The sequence below is a fragment of the Rhodanobacter sp. C05 genome (assembly GCF_002001165.1).
Lineage (GTDB): Bacteria > Pseudomonadota > Gammaproteobacteria > Xanthomonadales > Rhodanobacteraceae > Rhodanobacter.
On the sequence record NZ_MUNQ01000008.1, the window covers coordinates 307,326 to 323,182 of the forward strand.

At 63.1% G+C, this 15,857-nt stretch carries 16 protein-coding genes; 4 read left to right on the forward strand and 12 right to left on the reverse strand.

What is annotated here, in order from left to right; translation table 11 throughout:
* Positions 1–2 precede the first annotated feature (2 nt).
* The 5 genes from moaA to modA form a co-directional block, all read right to left on the reverse strand.
* The gene (gene moaA / locus B0E51_RS07300) at positions 3–1,058 is read right to left on the reverse strand and encodes a GTP 3',8-cyclase MoaA (RefSeq protein ID WP_077444209.1); all 1,056 of its coding nucleotides are present in this window, start codon (positions 1,056–1,058) and stop codon (positions 3–5) included.
* A gap of 1 nt (position 1,059) precedes the next feature.
* The gene (locus B0E51_RS07305; protein ID WP_077444210.1) at positions 1,060–2,262 is read right to left on the reverse strand and encodes a molybdopterin molybdotransferase MoeA; all 1,203 of its coding nucleotides are present in this window, start codon (positions 2,260–2,262) and stop codon (positions 1,060–1,062) included.
* A gap of 100 nt (positions 2,263–2,362) precedes the next feature.
* Entirely contained in the window at positions 2,363–3,454 is a 1,092-nt protein-coding gene (gene modC / locus B0E51_RS07310) for a molybdenum ABC transporter ATP-binding protein (protein WP_077444211.1), read from the reverse strand.
* Positions 3,451–4,134: a molybdate ABC transporter permease subunit gene (modB, locus tag B0E51_RS07315; RefSeq protein WP_077444212.1), complete on the reverse strand. Its 684-nt coding sequence runs from the start codon at positions 4,132–4,134 to the stop codon at positions 3,451–3,453. The genes modC and modB overlap by 4 nt, the downstream gene beginning before the upstream one ends.
* A gap of 8 nt (positions 4,135–4,142) precedes the next feature.
* The gene (gene modA, locus B0E51_RS07320; RefSeq protein ID WP_254424445.1) at positions 4,143–4,934 is read right to left on the reverse strand and encodes a molybdate ABC transporter substrate-binding protein; all 792 of its coding nucleotides are present in this window, start codon (positions 4,932–4,934) and stop codon (positions 4,143–4,145) included.
* A 95-nt stretch (positions 4,935–5,029) separates the two neighbouring features.
* Here modA and fdhD point away from each other — a divergent pair, with 95 nt between their 5' ends.
* Positions 5,030–5,863 carry a formate dehydrogenase accessory sulfurtransferase FdhD gene (fdhD, locus tag B0E51_RS07325; RefSeq protein ID WP_077444213.1) on the forward strand — a complete coding sequence of 278 codons (834 nt, stop codon included), beginning with the start codon at positions 5,030–5,032 and terminating at the stop codon, positions 5,861–5,863.
* A 121-nt stretch (positions 5,864–5,984) separates the two neighbouring features.
* Here the strand turns inward: fdhD and B0E51_RS07330 are convergent, their stop codons facing one another.
* Positions 5,985–6,164: a hypothetical protein gene (locus B0E51_RS07330; protein ID WP_077444214.1), complete on the reverse strand. Its 180-nt coding sequence runs from the start codon at positions 6,162–6,164 to the stop codon at positions 5,985–5,987.
* 300 nt (positions 6,165–6,464) lie between these two features.
* On the opposite strand from B0E51_RS07330, the gene B0E51_RS07335 reads away from it, so the two are divergent.
* Together B0E51_RS07335 and B0E51_RS07340 are read left to right on the forward strand one after the other, a co-directional pair.
* Positions 6,465–7,004: a VOC family protein gene (locus B0E51_RS07335; RefSeq protein ID WP_254424446.1), complete on the forward strand. Its 540-nt coding sequence runs from the start codon at positions 6,465–6,467 to the stop codon at positions 7,002–7,004.
* Positions 7,005–7,048: 44 nt separating this feature from the next.
* Positions 7,049–7,888: an NAD-dependent protein deacetylase gene (locus tag B0E51_RS07340; protein WP_077444216.1), complete on the forward strand. Its 840-nt coding sequence runs from the start codon at positions 7,049–7,051 to the stop codon at positions 7,886–7,888.
* 9 nt (positions 7,889–7,897) lie between these two features.
* On the opposite strand, the gene tadA is transcribed toward B0E51_RS07340, so the two are convergent.
* The 4 genes from tadA to folD all read right to left on the reverse strand — a co-directional run bounded on the left by tadA (position 7,898) and on the right by folD (position 12,581).
* Positions 7,898–8,386, reverse strand: coding sequence for a tRNA adenosine(34) deaminase TadA (tadA, locus tag B0E51_RS07345; protein WP_077444217.1), 489 nt, complete (start codon positions 8,384–8,386; stop codon positions 7,898–7,900).
* A gap of 78 nt (positions 8,387–8,464) precedes the next feature.
* Complete coding sequence (guaA, locus tag B0E51_RS07350) at positions 8,465–10,042, reverse strand: glutamine-hydrolyzing GMP synthase (protein ID WP_077444362.1); 1,578 nt, start codon at positions 10,040–10,042, stop codon at positions 8,465–8,467.
* 129 nt (positions 10,043–10,171) lie between these two features.
* Positions 10,172–11,629: an IMP dehydrogenase gene (guaB, locus tag B0E51_RS07355; protein ID WP_077444218.1), complete on the reverse strand. Its 1,458-nt coding sequence runs from the start codon at positions 11,627–11,629 to the stop codon at positions 10,172–10,174.
* A gap of 82 nt (positions 11,630–11,711) precedes the next feature.
* The gene (folD, locus tag B0E51_RS07360) at positions 11,712–12,581 is read right to left on the reverse strand and encodes a bifunctional methylenetetrahydrofolate dehydrogenase/methenyltetrahydrofolate cyclohydrolase FolD (RefSeq protein ID WP_077444363.1); all 870 of its coding nucleotides are present in this window, start codon (positions 12,579–12,581) and stop codon (positions 11,712–11,714) included.
* A 66-nt stretch (positions 12,582–12,647) separates the two neighbouring features.
* On the opposite strand from folD, the gene B0E51_RS07365 reads away from it, so the two are divergent.
* Positions 12,648–13,217 (forward strand): GNAT family protein, encoded by a 570-nt coding sequence (locus B0E51_RS07365; protein WP_077444219.1) that lies wholly within the window; start codon positions 12,648–12,650, stop codon positions 13,215–13,217.
* Here B0E51_RS07365 and moeB read toward each other — a convergent pair.
* Positions 13,214–14,383 (reverse strand): molybdopterin-synthase adenylyltransferase MoeB, encoded by a 1,170-nt coding sequence (gene moeB / locus B0E51_RS07370; RefSeq protein WP_077444220.1) that lies wholly within the window; start codon positions 14,381–14,383, stop codon positions 13,214–13,216. The two genes, B0E51_RS07365 and moeB, sit on opposite strands and share 4 nt — an antisense overlap.
* 38 nt (positions 14,384–14,421) lie before the next feature.
* Entirely contained in the window at positions 14,422–15,825 is a 1,404-nt protein-coding gene (gene der / locus B0E51_RS07375) for a ribosome biogenesis GTPase Der (RefSeq protein WP_077444221.1), read from the reverse strand.
* Positions 15,826–15,857 lie beyond the last annotated feature (32 nt).

Genomic DNA, 15,857 nt, shown 5'->3' on the forward strand with positions numbered 1-15,857 from the left:
TTCTAACCTCCGATGTAATGCATTTCGATTTTACGCCGCGCGTGCTGGCGTTGCTCGGCGCGTTCCTCGCTGTAGCGGTCGGTTCGACGCAGCCAGGTGTCGCGCAATGTCTTGCGCAGCAGGTCGTCACTGGCACCTTCGCGCAGCAGTCCGCGCAAGTCCGTGCCCTGGGTGGCGAACAGGCACGTATAGAGCGTGCCTTCCGAGGACAGACGCGCCCGGGTGCAGCCACCACAGAATGGCGCACTGACCGAGGAAATCACCCCGATCTCGCCGGCACCGTCGCGAAGGCGGAAACGCGTGGCCACCTCACCCGCGTATTGCGCCGGCAGGGCTTCCAGTGGCCAGCGCGCGTCGATGCGCTCGATCAACTCGCGCGAAGGTACCACTGCCTCGGCGCTCCAGTGGTTGCGGTTGCCGACATCCATGTATTCGATGAAACGCAGCACGATGCCGCTACCCCGAAATCGCTCGACCAGTTCGGTCACAGTGTGTTCGTTGACCCCACGCTGTACTACGGTGTTGAGCTTGATGCCGTGCGGGAAATTCGCTTGCTGCGCCGCCTCGATGCCATCGAGCACCTCGTGCAATGCACCGCGATTACCACTCATGCGATGGAACAGCGCCGGATCGAGCGTATCCAGGCTGATCGTGATGCGGTCAAGGCCGGCGTCGCGCAGCTCGGTGGCGTGACGGGCCAGCAGCACACCGTTGGTCGTCATCGCCAGGTCATCGATGCCGTCGATCCGGCGCAGCCGCGCGACCAGCTCGACAAGGTGCGGGCGCAACAGGGGTTCGCCGCCGGTCAGGCGTAGCTTGCTGACGCCCAGTTCCGCCGCCAGGCGGCACAGGCGCTCGATCTCGTCAAAACCGAGCCGCTCATCATTGCGCAGGAAGCTGAAGTGCTCGCCGTAGGTTGCCTCCGGCATGCAGTACGGACAGCGGAAATTGCAGCGGTCCATGACCGATATGCGCAGGTCATGCAGGGCGCGACCGCGCTGATCCCGTGGGTGTGCCTGTGCGGTTGGCAAATCGGCAATGGCTTGGAAGACGGTCATGTCACCAACGATAAAAGGTGGCAACCGTACCGGCTGGTACGACTGCGAGTCCGGGCGGCAATTCCACGAAACCATGCGTGCGCGGCAGCGAGGAGAAGTCACCCGAGGTGCCCGGCGGCAAGGGAGTAGCCATGGCCCGTCCGCTAGCGTCATGGTGGATGTGAACCGGTACAAAAAACGTCAAGGCAGGGTTGGTAGCCACCGCGCTTTCCAGGCACACCGGCATGGCCGTTTCGGCAACCAGCCCGGTGGCCGATTGCAGCGCCGGCAACAGATAGCGCGCGGCGCAGACCAGCACCGACACCGGATTGCCTGGTAGTGCAAATACCACCTGCCCGTGCGGTCCGATGCCGAACCACATCGGCTTGCCGGGGCGCTGGGCAATACGATGCAACACCTGGCGCACCCCCAGCATGCGCAGCGCCTCGGGCACGTAATCGCGCTGCCCCACCGAAACGCCGCCGGAAAGCACCAGCACCTGACGCGTCCGTAGCAGCTCAGCCAGAGTGGCGGCAGTGGCAGCCAGGTCATCCGCGACCCGTGTCAGTTGCACGTCATCAAATCCGCGTGCACGCAGTGCGGCAGCCAGCGCGCGATCGTTGGAGCCGCGGATCTGCCCTTCGAGCAAAGGCTGGTCGACGCCAACCAATTCGTCACCGGTGGCGACAACCGTCACCGACGGCACCGTGGCCACCTCGACTTCGGCCATACCATTGGCGGCAAGCACAGCGATTTCAGGACCATGGAGGCGCACACCGGGTTCAAGCAACACGTCACCCATGCGGCAATCGGAACCATGCGGATGCACGAACTGCCCAGTCACTGGCAGGTAGTCTTCAGCAAGCAGGTAATGCTCGCCATCACGTCGCGTCTGTTCGACCGGAACAACGCTGTTGCAACCACGCGGCAACATCGCGCCGGTAGTGACCTCGATGCACGTATCTGGATCGTCCAGCGTCCGTTGCGTCATTCCTGCAAGTTGCAATCCGCCCTGCCGGAAACGGCGCTGGTCGCTGCTGCTTATCGCGATGGCGATGCCATCCATCATCACCCGGTCGAACGGCGGCTGATCCCGCTCGGCACGTACGACCTGGCGCAGCACGCGCCCCGCGGCCGCATCCAGTGCCACGCATTCAGTGCCAAACACAGGCATTGCCTGCCGAATCAGCTGTTCGGCATCAGCGACACTGAGAAGCTCGCTCATGGGGAAGGAGGCCTGCTATCCGTAACGGCGACACATGCGGTGCCGAAGGAGAAATCATGGCGGTGGCTCGTCGCTTTGACAACCGCCTGCGCCTGCCTGATCACGAGCCCAATGCCGTGGCCTTGACCTGGGCCCACACGCGCGAGCCGGGAGCCAAGGCCAGCGAGCGCCAGGAGCGTCGCGTGATGCTGGCCAAGAGTGCTGTCCCGTGGACATCCAGCCGCACGATGCACTGCGAGGGATGCGCTGCATCGATGATTCCGACGACGACCGCCTGGACCACGTTGAGTGCGCTGGATCCTGCCGCAGGAGGACTGGTGCCGAGTACGACATCACGCGCCCCGATCCGGCAACGCAGGCGATCGCCCACGCGCTCTGCACGTTGTGGCAACCACAGGCGACCACCCTCGAACGCCAGCTCGATGAGGTGATCAACCGGATCCTGGGCAATGACCTGCCCTTCGATCACGACACCGAGTTGATCGCTCATCGCCAGCGGTAGCTCGCCGCTGGCCAGCGTTGCCTGCAGGGAGCCTTGCGACAGGACGCGGCCAGCCTCCATCACCACCAGATGATCGGCGAGTCTGGCCACTTCATCGATGGCGTGGCTGACATAGATCGTCGGTATGCCGAGTTCCGCATGCAGTTGTTCAAGGCAACCCAGCAGTTCGCTGCGTGCCGGCGCATCGAGTGCCGACAGCGGTTCGTCGAGCAGCAGCAGAACCGGGTCGCTGAGGAGTGCCCGCACGATTGCCACGCGCTGCCGCTCACCGCCGGACAATCTGTCCACCTTGCGTGCAAGCAGATGGTCGACGCCAAACTGTTTGAGCAATGCCTCGCGATCGACAGGCTTATTACCTGCGGCACGTCGCTGGCCGTAGCCGAGGTTGCCTGATACCGAAAGATGCGGAAACAGGCTTGCCTCCTGGAAGACGTAGCCGATACGGCGCCGGTGTGTCGGTACGATGCGCCTGGTCGAACTGTCCTGCCAGATGTCTCCGGCAAAGGTGATGCGGCCTTCGATATCCGGGTCGAGTCCCGCGATGGCACGCAGGCATGTCGTCTTGCCGGCGCCGGATGGACCAAACAGCGCTGTGATACCTCGCGATGGCACGTAGATATCCACATCCAGCGCGAAGTCGCCGCGCTGGTACTGCAACTGCACTTGCAAGCCGGAGCTGACTTCAATCATGGGCGATCAGCCGATCGCGGGCGCAACAGATGCATGGCGAGCAACGCGGCAAAGGAAAAGGCCAACAGGTAAAGCGAGAGAGCATGCGCCTGCAGGTATTCCCCGGCCTCGACATGATCGTAGATGCGCATCGACAACACGCGGGTCTGGCCGGGGATATTGCCGCCGATCATCAACACCACGCCAAATTCGCCAATGGTGTGGGCGAAACCGAGCACCACCGCCGTCAGGAAGCCAGGCCACGCCAGCGGCAACGCCACCGAAAAGAACCGGTCGAGCGGCCCCGCCCCAAGACTTGCCGCCACATCGAACGGGCGCTGGCCGATCGCCTCGAACGCGTTCTGCAGCGGCTGCACCACGAACGGGAGCGAATACAGCATCGAGGCGACCACCAGTCCGGCAAACGTGAAAGGCAGCGTACCCAGACCCAGCGCAGTCGTGAGGCGCCCGACTGCACCGTGCGGGCCAAGCAATAACAACAGGTAGAAGCCCAGCACGGTGGGCGGGAGTACCAGCGGCAACGTGACCAGGGCTGAAACAGGTCGCCGCCACGCGGTACGGCCACGAGCCAGCCACCAGGCGAGTGGCGTCCCGAGCAACAGCAGCAGAACGGTCACCGTCGCTGCCAGACGCATGGTCAAGGCAAATGCGGTCCAATCTTCGGCAGATAGACCAGCCATGGAGGTTCTCAGTGTTCCGTTGCGGGGCTGGGCAGACTGAAACCGTAGCGGCTGAATACGCTGCGCGCCTCGGCACTTTGCACGTACTGCGCAAAGTCGTGGGCCAGCGCGTTGTTGCCGCCACGCTTGGTCACCACAAAACTCTGCAACAACGGTTGATAAAGCGATGCCGGAATGAGCGCATAGCTACCCTTCTTCGCCATCTGCGGATCCAGCGCAAGCGACTGCGCGATGATCCCGACCTTGGCATTGCCGCTGGCAATGAACTGCGCCGTCTGCGCAATATTGTCGCCATAGACCAACCGCGACTGCACCGCATCCCATACACCGGTGGCGCGCAGTGCCTGCTCGGCACGCTTGCCGTACGGCGCATGCTCAGGGTTGGCAATCGCTATGTGGTCAAATGACGGCTTGGCCAGATCCGCCACGGTCAACTTGCTGGCATCGACGCTGGCACTCCAGATCACGATGTGTCCCAGCGCATAGGGCACCGGGTCACCGCTGGCGCCCTCGGCTGCCACCAGTTGTTTCGGATATTCGCTGTCCGCCGAAAAGAACAGCTCGAATGGTGCGCCCTGCTCGATCTGCGCGAACAATTTGCCGGAGGAGCCGTAGGTGACCTCGATGGCGTCCTGCGGGTGCGCCTGGCGATAAGCGGCGAGCACAGCATCCAGTGCATAGTGCAGGTCGGCGGCTGCAGCGATTGTCATATGCCGTGGCTGGCTGGCATACGCAACGTGTGTGGATAACGTCAGCGCCAAGGCAAACAGGCCACCGAGTAGAGCACGCATCTTGATCATGTCCTGGAACTCCGGCAAGGATCGCGCAAGCAGACAGCCTGCCACAGGTCGCTGCAGAAGGATGCAGCCGGCGTCCGTATCGTTATGATGCCCGTATGACTCCAGCGGCTCTACCCGACCCGGACAGGCCCTCGCCCGGCTATGTCCCTCGCAGCATCGAACGCTGGCGCGATGGCCGTCTCGAGAGGATTGACGACCAGATCGCCGAAGAAATGCCCGTGGCGATGCTTTACAACGGCGTGTCTTTCGCGGTGATGATGGCTACCCCGCATGACCTGGAGGACTTCGCGCTGGGCTTCTCACTCAGTGAGGGCTTGATCGGATGCGCAAGCGATCTGCACGCGATCGAGCAGCGTCATTTGCTGGAAGGCATCGAACTGGCAATGACGGTAGTCGAAAGTGCGCCTGCCGCCCGGCCCGATCGCCAACGCGAGCGGCTGCTGCCGGGCCGCGGCGGTTGCGGCATCTGCGGTACACGTCAACTGGAAGACGCCGTGCACCAGCCTCGCCATGTCGAACTCGGCGGACACATCAGCCGCGTTGCGCTGGAACAGGCCTTGGCCGGGCTGCATGCGCATCAGCCAATGAATGCAGCCACCGGTGCAGTGCACGCGGCAGCTTGGGCTGATGCGGACGGCAACATCGTGCTGGTGCGCGAAGACGTTGGCCGGCATAACGCGCTGGACAAGCTGATCGGTGCGATGCACCACACCAACATCGCGCCCGAAACCGGCATGCTGCTGCTGACCAGCCGTGCCAGCTACGAGATGGTGACGAAGGCGGCAAGCGCCGGCGTCAAAATCATGGCGGCCATCTCGGCACCGACTGCACTGGCGATCGAGCTAGCTCGGAGTGCTGGCATAACCCTGATAGGCTTTGCACGATCAGGCAGTCACAACGTCTATACCCACCACGAACGATTGCTGTAAGACAACAGGAAAACTACCGAGCTATCGCTGGAGCCTGTTTTCATTCGCTTCGCTCACATGCCATGTGGCGAGAACTGTAACAATCAGCGACATCGGGATTCCGCAGATCCGGAAGTCGCATTCAGTGCGATCGAACTGACGCCTGTGCACCCTTGATCATGACCAGCCAGTCATAGCCGTCCTTCAAGGGAATGGTGACCGCTTCGTCGGTAGCGTTGAATCGTGGCGCGCGATGCACGTCTCTGGCACCTTCGAATTCGGTGCGCTTGCGTTGCAGCAGTGAATTGAGATGACGCTTCATCCTGGCAATCCTGTGACGAGGTGGGCAACCGGATCCATCGCTGTCATCGGACAGCACGCACCGATCTGCATGTAGGGCGCAAACATGGGGTCGCGATGGCATGGCTAAAGCGTCATCGCGTGACCGCTGTGTCTCTACGGGAAGAACGATCAACGGGACATCGGCTATTTGGGTTGACGCCGCATGAGTTGATGCTGCAGTGATTGTTCGCGCAGGGAAACGGGGTGGTCACCCGGCGATACTTCCGCTGCGACTCGCAAGGCCCATGTAGACCACCAGCAAGGTTACTGGTGGTGTGTCATGCGGAAATCCTTTCTTTCGATACTGGTTGGCGGCTTGTTGCTGGTCATGGCCGGCGTGCCTTTCAATAGCCACGCCGCGAGCATTCATGACAGCGGCTATGTGAGCATTGGCGTACCCGACCTGGCGCAGGCGACAGCGTTCTTCCGCAACGCCCTGGACTGCGAGCCGATCGGCCCGGTCGCCGTGAATGCAACGACACTCGAAGCCGGATCCCGGCGTACCAGCGCGCCTTCATCCCGACTGCTGCTCTGCGATTCGGGCAACGTCGTCGAGCTGTTCGACAATCACGGGGCGAACTCGCTTCCCGCTTTGCGGTATTCGGCGAATCGCGGCAACGAACCGATTCCGTTTTCTGCTGACGATGTGACGCATGCCGACCGATGGTTGCGGCATGAAGGTGTCAGCGTAATCGGCTTGCCCATGACCGCGACGTCTGGACCGCATGCCGGTCAGACAGTGGTGAACTTCGTGGCACCATGGGGTCTGCGGCTGCAACTGGTCGGTCGGAGCACGCGCCAGCTCGCCACCGCGCCCTGACCAATAGCTGGCAATCCATGTAAACGGATGCCATAACAGCAGGTATGACAGGCCTTTCATCTCAAGCGATCAAGGTACCGCCGAATACGGCAGCACTGCCAGAATTCGTGGCGGCGCATCGACGTCTGTTCGTGTTGACAGGGGCCGGTTGCAGCACGGATTCGGGCATTCCCGATTACCGCGACGCCAACGGCGGCTGGAAACGCCCGCAGCCGGTGACCTATCAGGCGTTCGTAGGTGAACTGGCAACGCGCCAGCGCTACTGGGCACGCAGTCTGGTCGGCTGGCGACGTTTCGGGCAAGCCCAGCCGAATGCGACCCATCACGCTCTCGCTCGATTGGAACAGCAGAACAGGTTGACCCTGTTGATGACCCAGAACGTCGATCGCCTGCATCAGGCGGCAGGCAGCGAAAACGTGGTCGATCTGCACGGACGACTGGATCAGCTGCGCTGCCTGAGCTGCGAACAACGCATGTCACGCGCGGATTTTCAGGTCACGTTGTTGGGTCTGAATCCGGCTTGGGCGGACCTCGATGCGGTGGATGCCCCGGACGGTGACGCTGATCTGGACGGGCAGGATTTCTCGCGGTTCCAGGTACCGCCCTGCCCGCATTGCGCCGGGCTGCTGAAGCCGGACGTGGTGTTCTTCGGCGAGAACGTGCCGCGCGAACGTGTGGATGCCGGCATGCAGGCACTGCACGACGCCGATGCGATGCTGGTGGTGGGTTCGTCGCTGATGGTGTATTCCGGCTACCGCTTTGCCCATGCGGCAGCACGCGCGGGCAAGCCGATCGCTGCGGTGAACATAGGCAGTACGCGCGCCGATCCCCTGTTGAGCCTCAAGGTCGAGCAATCCTGTGCGCAGGCGCTCGCCTTCTTGTAACGGTGTGACTTAGCGGCGAGCGCGGAAGAAATCGCGCAGCAAGTTGGCAGACTCGTCAGCAAGCAGTCCACCAGCGACTTCGATGCGATGGTTGTGACGCTCATCGATCAGGGTGTTGAACACGCTGCCGGCTGCGCCGGTCTTGGGGTCGGAGGCCGCATAGACCACGCGACCGAGGCGGGCGTGGATCATCGCCATCGCGCACATCGCGCACGGTTCCAGCGTGACGTACAGCGTGGCGCCGGACAGCCGGTGATTCGCCAGCTTTTCACCTGCGGCACGCATCGCCATGACCTCGGCATGCGCCGTCGGGTCGTGCAAGGTGATGTTGCGGTTCCAGCCCAGGCCGACGATCTCGTCGTCCAGCACCAGCACGGCACCGACCGGCACCTCGTTCTCCGCGTCGCGCGCATGCGCGGCGAGCTGCAGTGCGCGCTGCATGTACTGCACATCGGCAGTTGAGAATGTACTTGAGGTCGTGGAAATTTCGTCAGTCATTTCAATATATTGTGCTCATAACATGAGAAAGTCGGCAAGCTGCCGGCTTTCCTCGCTACATGCAAATGGCTGATTTTATTATTCCCACTCGATCGTGGCGGGTGGCTTGCCACTGATGTCATAAACAACACGAGAAACACCACGCAACTCATTGATGATTCTATTTGAAACCTTGCCAAGAAACTCGTATGGCAGGTGCGCCCAGTGCGCCGTCATGAAGTCGATGGTTTCTACCGCACGCAAGGCGATCACCCATTCGTAGGCGCGCGCGTCACCGACCACGCCCACCGACTTCACCGGCAGAAACACGGCGAACGCCTGGCTGGTCTTGTCGTACAGGTCGGCCTTGCGCAATTCGTCGATGAAGATCGCATCGGCCTGGGCCAGCAGTTCGGCGTACTCACGCTTCACTTCGCCCAGGATGCGCACGCCCAGGCCCGGACCCGGGAATGGATGGCGGTAGACCATCGCGCGCGGCAGACCGAGTTCCACGCCGATACGGCGCACCTCGTCCTTGAACAGTTCGCGCAGCGGCTCGACCAGCTTGAGTTTCATGTGCGCCGGCAGGCCGCCGACGTTGTGGTGGCTCTTGATGACGTGGGCCTTGCCGGTCTTGCTGCCGGCCGACTCGATCACGTCGGGATAGATCGTGCCCTGCGCCAACCACCTCACCTTGCTGCCGTCGGCGGTGATCTTGCCCGACTCCTCGTCGAAGATCTCCACGAACAGGCCACCGATGATCTTGCGCTTGGCTTCCGGATCGGCCACGCCTTCGAGTGCCTTGAAGTAGCGATCCGCCGCGTTGACGCGGATCACCTTGACGCCCATGTGCTCAGCCATCGTGGCCATCACCTGGTCGCCTTCCTGCCAGCGCAGCAGGCCGGTGTCGACGAAGACGCAGGTGAGCCGGTCGCCGATCGCCTTGTGCAGCAGTGCGGCGACCACCGAGGAATCGACACCACCGGACAGACCCAGCAGCACATGATCGTCGCCGACCTGTTCGCGTACACGGGCGATCTGGTCGTCGATGATGTTGGCGGCGGTCCACAACGTGGCGCAGCCGCAGATCTCGGCGATGAAGCGCTTGAGCAGCGCTCCGCCCTGTTTCGTGTGCGTCACTTCGGGATGGAACTGCACGCCGTACCAGCGCTTGGCCTCGTTCTCCATCACCGCGACCGGGATGCGGTCGGTGGTGCCGGTGATCGCGAAACCTGGCGGCGCCTTGGCGACGTGATCGCCGTGGCTCATCCAGACATCGAGCTTGTGCGCGCCGGCATGATCGCTGAGTTTGTCGAACAGACGGCTCGTCGCCACGATATCGACTTCGGCGTGACCGAACTCGCGCGCATCGGCGGCTTCGGTGGCGCCACCAAGCTGGGCGGCCATCGTCTGCATGCCGTAGCAGATGCCGAGGATCGGCACGCCGGAGTCGAACACCTGCTGTGGTGCTTTCGGCGCACCTTCGAGCGTGGTCGATTCCGGGCCGCCGGACAGGATGATGCCCTTCGCACCGAACGCGGCGATTTCAGTCGGCTCGTGATCCCAGGCCCAGATTTCGCAATACACGCCAAGCTCGCGGATGCGGCGGGCGATCAGCTGCGTGTACTGCGCGCCGAAATCGAGGATCAGGATCTTGTCGCTATGGATGTTGGTCATCGGTCCGGTTTCGCCGCGTGGCCACTCGGCCACGGCGGTGCCTTTGATCTTGAAGGAACCACGCAACACCGGTTGCCCGGGTGTCGCTACCTGTAAAACAAGGCGCCGGCCATCAGGCCGGCGCGTCAGTCACGAGTTGAGCCGGTAATTCGGCGCTTCCTTGGTGATCTGGATATCGTGTGGATGTGCCTCGGTTACGCCAGCCGAAGTCACCTTGACGAACTGCGCCTTGTGGCGCACGTCCTCGATGGTGGCTGCACCCAGGTAACCCATCGATGCACGCAGGCCACCGATCAGCTGGTGAATGATGTTGCGCAGCGGACCGCGGTACGGCACGCGACCTTCGATGCCTTCCGGCACCAGCTTGTCGGCATCGGCCTCGTCCTGGAAGTAACGATCCTTCGAACCGAGCTGCATCGCGCCGATCGATCCCATGCCGCGGTAGCTCTTGTACGAACGGCCCTGGAACAACTCGACCTCGCCCGGCGATTCCTCGGTACCGGCGAACATCGAGCCGAGCATCACGGTGGATGCGCCGGCAGCGAGTGCCTTCGGGATATCGCCGGAGTAGCGGATACCGCCATCGGCGATCAGCGGGATCTCGTCTTTCAGCGCGGTGGCGACCATGTCGATCGCGGTGATCTGCGGCACGCCGACGCCGGCGACCACGCGCGTGGTGCAGATAGAACCGGGACCCACGCCTACCTTGACCGCATCGACACCGACATCCAGCAGCGCACGCGCGGCTTCACCGGTAACGATGTTGCCCGCGATCACCTGCACCTGCGGGTAGTGCTTCTTGACCCAGCCAGCGCGCTCGATCACGCCTTGCGAATGACCGTGTGCGGTATCCACCACCAGCACGTCCACACCGGCATCGACCAACGCGGCAACGCGCTGTTCGGTATCGCCTCCGACGCCAACAGCAGCGCCGACCAGCAAAGCCTCGTGGCGATCCTTGGCGGCGTGCGGGTTGTCGCGCGCTTTCTGGATGTCCTTGACGGTGATCAGCCCGCGCAGCTGGAAGTCGTCGTTGACCACCAGCACCTTCTCGATGCGGTGCTTGTGCAACAGCTGCAGCACTTCGTCCTGGCTGGCGCCTTCGCGCACCGTGACCAGCTTCTCCTGGCGGGTCATGATGTTGCGCACCGGGTCGTCGTGCTTGCGCTCGAAACGCAAGTCGCGGCTGGTGACGATGCCGACCAGCTTGCCGCCATCGACCACCGGCACGCCGGAGATGTTGTGCGCATGGGTGAGCCGCAGCACTTCGCGGATCGAGGTGTTCGGTTCCACGCTGATCGGGTTGCGGATCACGCCGGCTTCGAACTTCTTCACCAGTCGCACTTCCGCCGCCTGCTGCTCGGCCGTCATGTTCTTGTGGATGATGCCGATGCCGCCGTTCTGGGCCATGGTGATGGCGAGGCGGGCTTCGGTGACCGTGTCCATGGCAGCGGAGACGATCGGGATGTTCAGGCGCAGGTTGCGGGTGAACCGCGTGGAGGTGTCCACATCGCGCGGCAACACGATGGAATGGCCCGGAACTAGGTAGACGTCGTCGTAGGTCAGGGCCTCGGCGATGATGCGCATGCGAAAAGTCCCGCTGCAAAGAGGGAATTATACGCGCCTCGCCATGATGCTCGCCAGATGTTGGCTGAACGCTGCCCGTGGATCAGGCGATCTTGTGTGGCGTGGAGCGCGCATCAGCGGCTTCCAGCGTGTTTTCCATCAAGGTGGCCACGGTCATCGGGCCGACGCCGCCAGGGACAGGCGTGATCCAGCTGGCCTGCGCTGCTGCCGCCTCGAAATCCACGTCGCCGACCAGCCGGCCGTCGTCGAGGCGGTTGATGCCTACGTCGATCACCACCGCACCCGGCTTGATCCATTCGCCCTTGACCAGGCCCGGCTTGCCGACGGCCACGACCAGGATATCGGCTTGGCGCACGAAGCTTTCCAGATCGCGGGTGAAGCGATGGCAGCTGGTGGTGGTGCAGCCGGCGATCATCAACTCCAGCACCAGCGGACGGCCCACGTGGTTGGACACGCCGACCACCACCGCATGCTGGCCACGCACCGGGCGATCGGTATGCCCGAGCAGGGTCATCACGCCCTTGGGCGTGCACGGACGCAGGCCGAAGCGACGCAACGCAAGGCGACCAACATTGACTGCCTGGAAGCCATCCACGTCCTTGTCGGGATCGATGCGATCGACCAGCGCATCCTCGTCGATGTGCTCGGGCAACGGCGACTGCACCAGGATGCCGTGCACAGCCGGATCCGCATTGAGGCGGTCGATCAGGGCGAACAGTTCATCCTGCGTGGTGTTTGACGGCAGGTCATAGTCGAACGAGCGAAAGCCGACCTGGTGACAGGCCTTGCGCTTGTTGCGCACATACACCGACGAAGCTGCGTCGTCGCCCACCAGCACCACCGCCAGCCCGGGCTCGGCCAGACCATGCGCCACGCGATCGGCGACGCGCAGGCGTAACCGCTCCAGCAACTCCTGTGCGATGCGTTTGCCGTCGAGGATGCGTGCGCTCATGTTGATGCCTGGCAGGAAGTTGCCCATTATCGCGGCTCGACCTGATGCGCACAAACACAGGCACCCATGGACACACCCCAGACTCCCCTGCCAGTGCTGGAGCTTACCGACGGACGGCTACGCCTGCGCCCGTGGCAGGATCAGGATGCTGCCGAGCTATATCGCGCGGTCCATGAGTCGGTGGCAAGTGTTGGCCAATGGTTGCCCTGGTGCCGTGCCGAGTACGGACACGACGACGCGACGGGCTGGGTGGAGCATTGCCAGGCTGGCTGGCACACGGGCGAGCATTTTGCGTTACCGGTTTTCGATGCGTCCACCGGCGAGCTGCTGGGTGGTACCGGCCTCAATCAACTTGATCGACTGCATCGCAGTGCCAATCTCGGTTACTGGATACGTCAGTCACGCCAGCGCGAAGGCATCGCTGCCGCCGCAGCGGTGCTGGTGGCGCGTTTCGGATTCGAACAATTGGGCCTGATCCGGATCGAGATCATCGTCCAGCCTGACAACCACCCGAGCCGACGCACGGCTGAAAAGGCGGGAGCGAGGTTCGAAGGAATTGCACGCCATCGTCTATGGGTGCATGAGCAACCGCGCGATGCGGCGGTGTATGCGCTGGTGCCAGACGACCTACGCTAACCCGCCGCCGAGCAAAACTCGGCGATCTGCTGATATCCCATGAAGGGGGCGTCAGCGGCACAGCCCGGACAGGTCGGATCCCGGAGCAAGCGCGTCTCGCGGAAGTGCATGCCGAGTGCATCGAAACTCAGCAGGCGGCCGACCAACGGCTCGCCCAACCCCAGTATCAACTTCAATGCTTCAGTCGCCTGCAACAGTCCGACGATGCCGGGCAGCACGCCGAGCACACCGGCCTCACTGCAATTCGGCGCATCGGCGGCGGCGGGCGGTTCGGGGAACAGGCAGCGGTAACACGGCGAATCGTCGCGGCGTGGATCGAATACGCTGAGTTGACCGGTGAAACGCTCGACGGCGCCGTAGACCATCGGCAGTTTCAATCGGAGTGATGCCGCCGCCAGCAGGTAGCGTGCAGGGAAATTGTCGGCACCGTCGATCAGCACGTCATGGTCTGCAAGCAGCCGTTCCACGTTATCGGGCTGCAGTCGTTCGGTGCGGGTTTCGATACGTATACGCGGATTGAGCGCCTGCAGCGCGATCCGTGCCGATTCGGTCTTGGCCATGCCGACGCGGGCATCGGCGTGGATGATCTGGCGATGCAGGTTGGAACGCTCGACCTTGTCGTCATCGATCAGGGTGAGCTGGCCTACACCGGCAGCCGCGAGATACAGCGCTGCCGGTGCACCGAGGCCACCGGCACCGAGCACGACTACTTTCGCCGCCGCCAGTCTGCCCTGCCCCGCTTCGCCCACCTGCGGCAGGCGCAACTGGCGCGCGTAGCGTTCGGTGGCATCCGCATCCAGCGCGCTGGCGGATAGCGGCAGGCCCTCCGCCTTCCAGCGGTTGAACCCGCCGGCCACCGAGCACACCTGACGATAACCCATACGCTGCAATGCCTCGGCGGCGAGCAGCGAACGCTGGCCGCTTCCGCACAGCGTCAACAGCGGGCGATCGCGATTTGCTTCGAGTTGTTCGATACGCAACTCGAGGAAGCCGCGCGACAGGCCCAGCGCATTGAACGGTGTGCCGGCGACACGTTCGGCGTCTTCGCGTACGTCGACCAGCAGGGCGCCATGGGCCTGCCGTGCCAACGCCTCGGCTGGGGAAATTTCCGGCACGCGGTGGCGCAGTTCGTTCAACCAGGATTCGCGATTCAGGGGCTCGCTCATTCGCGTAGCCTAATACGAGATACGGGAACGCCGACGAATCAGCGCGTGCGCTTGATCAGATCGCTGACCCGGCGCCGGGCCTTTTGCTCCTGCTCCTTGGTCAGCACCTTCTTGCGCCCCGCGTACGGGTTTTCGCCTTCGCGGAAGGCTATACGAACCGGCGTGCCTTCCAGCTTGTAGCGCTTGCGGAAGAAGTTCTCCAGATAGCGCTGATACGCCGGTGCAATATGCTTGGTGCGGGTGCCGTGGATCACGATGGTCGGCGGATTGTTGCCGCCCGGATGCGCGAAGCGCAGCTTCGGCGAGTGACCATGCACCAGCGGCGGCTGGTAGCTCTCGTAAGCCTTTTCCAGCGTCTTGGTGAGATCGGAAGAGACCAGCACCTTGGTCGCCGATGCATGTGCACGTACCACCGCGCGCATCAACTCGCGCAAACCGGAACCGTGCAGTGCGGAGATGTGTACCTGCTTGGCCCAGTCGACAAACACCAATCGACGGTCCAGCGCACGCATGCACTCGTCGCGCTGATACTGGTCCAGGCCATCCCACTTGTTGATGGCGATCACCAGTGCCCTGCCCTCGTCCATCGCGTAACCGATCAGGGTGAGATCCTGGTCGGCCAGGTTCTCGCGGGCATCGATCATCACAACCACGACCTGGGCAGCGGCAATCGACTGCAGTGTCTTGATGACACTGAATTTCTCGACGGCTTCCTCGACCCGCGCCTTGCGACGGATGCCGGCAGTGTCGATCAGGGTGTAACGCTTGCCGTCGCGCTCCAGCGGCACACGGATCGGATCGCGGGTGGTACCGGCGACGTCGGAAACGATCAGCCGCTCCTCGCCCAGCAGGCGATTGATCAATGTCGACTTGCCGGCATTCGGACGTCCGACGATGGCGACGCGGATGCTGCCATCCTCGCCTTCCGCCTCCGTCGTGCTTTCCTCGTCGGCCGGCAACAACGGCAGAATCATCGCAATCAGATCGGCCGTGCCGCGATTGTGCGCCGCCGACAACGGCAGAATCTTGCCGACACCGAAGGCAGAGAACTCCGCCAGCACGGCCTCCTCTTCCAGCCCGTCGGTCTTGTTGACCGCTGCGATGATGGTCTTGCCGCTGCGGCGCAGCTCGTTGAGGATGACGTAGTCCTGCGGCAGCAGGCCTTCGCGCGCATCGACCACGAACACCAGCACGTTCGCCTCTTCGATCGCCAGGCGTACCTGCTTCGCGGTCAGGACATCCATCGCCTCCTCGACGCCGGACAAGCCACCGGTATCGACCACTACGAAGGGGCGCTCGCCAGTACGGCAGACGCCGTAGTGGCGATCACGGGTGACGCCCGGCATGTCAGCGACCAGGGCGTCACGGCTGCGCGTCAGTACGTTGAAGAGGGTCGACTTACCGACATTGGGACGACCGACCAGGGCGACGACGGGCAACATGAGAAAGCATGATTCCTTGCGATCGACGCAGC

What these genes read in the sequence shown, in the direction of transcription:
- moaA (WP_077444209.1), bottom strand. Translation starts at nt 1,058, where the DNA reads ATGACCGTCTTCCAAGCCATTGCCGATTTGCCAACCGCACAGGCACAC.
- B0E51_RS07305 (WP_077444210.1), bottom strand. Translation starts at nt 2,262, where the DNA reads ATGAGCGAGCTTCTCAGTGTCGCTGATGCCGAACAGCTGATTCGGCAG.
- modC (WP_077444211.1), bottom strand. Translation starts at nt 3,454, where the DNA reads ATGATTGAAGTCAGCTCCGGCTTGCAAGTGCAGTTGCAGTACCAGCGC.
- modB (WP_077444212.1), bottom strand. Translation starts at nt 4,134, where the DNA reads ATGGCTGGTCTATCTGCCGAAGATTGGACCGCATTTGCCTTGACCATG.
- modA (WP_254424445.1), bottom strand. Translation starts at nt 4,934, where the DNA reads ATGATCAAGATGCGTGCTCTACTCGGTGGCCTGTTTGCCTTGGCGCTG.
- fdhD (WP_077444213.1), top strand. Translation starts at nt 5,030, where the DNA reads ATGACTCCAGCGGCTCTACCCGACCCGGACAGGCCCTCGCCCGGCTAT.
- B0E51_RS07330 (WP_077444214.1), bottom strand. Translation starts at nt 6,164, where the DNA reads ATGAAGCGTCATCTCAATTCACTGCTGCAACGCAAGCGCACCGAATTC.
- B0E51_RS07335 (WP_254424446.1), top strand. Translation starts at nt 6,465, where the DNA reads ATGCGGAAATCCTTTCTTTCGATACTGGTTGGCGGCTTGTTGCTGGTC.
- B0E51_RS07340 (WP_077444216.1), top strand. Translation starts at nt 7,049, where the DNA reads ATGACAGGCCTTTCATCTCAAGCGATCAAGGTACCGCCGAATACGGCA.
- tadA (WP_077444217.1), bottom strand. Translation starts at nt 8,386, where the DNA reads ATGACTGACGAAATTTCCACGACCTCAAGTACATTCTCAACTGCCGAT.
- guaA (WP_077444362.1), bottom strand. Translation starts at nt 10,042, where the DNA reads ATGACCAACATCCATAGCGACAAGATCCTGATCCTCGATTTCGGCGCG.
- guaB (WP_077444218.1), bottom strand. Translation starts at nt 11,629, where the DNA reads ATGCGCATCATCGCCGAGGCCCTGACCTACGACGACGTCTACCTAGTT.
- folD (WP_077444363.1), bottom strand. Translation starts at nt 12,581, where the DNA reads ATGAGCGCACGCATCCTCGACGGCAAACGCATCGCACAGGAGTTGCTG.
- B0E51_RS07365 (WP_077444219.1), top strand. Translation starts at nt 12,648, where the DNA reads ATGGACACACCCCAGACTCCCCTGCCAGTGCTGGAGCTTACCGACGGA.
- moeB (WP_077444220.1), bottom strand. Translation starts at nt 14,383, where the DNA reads ATGAGCGAGCCCCTGAATCGCGAATCCTGGTTGAACGAACTGCGCCAC.
- der (WP_077444221.1), bottom strand. Translation starts at nt 15,825, where the DNA reads ATGTTGCCCGTCGTCGCCCTGGTCGGTCGTCCCAATGTCGGTAAGTCG.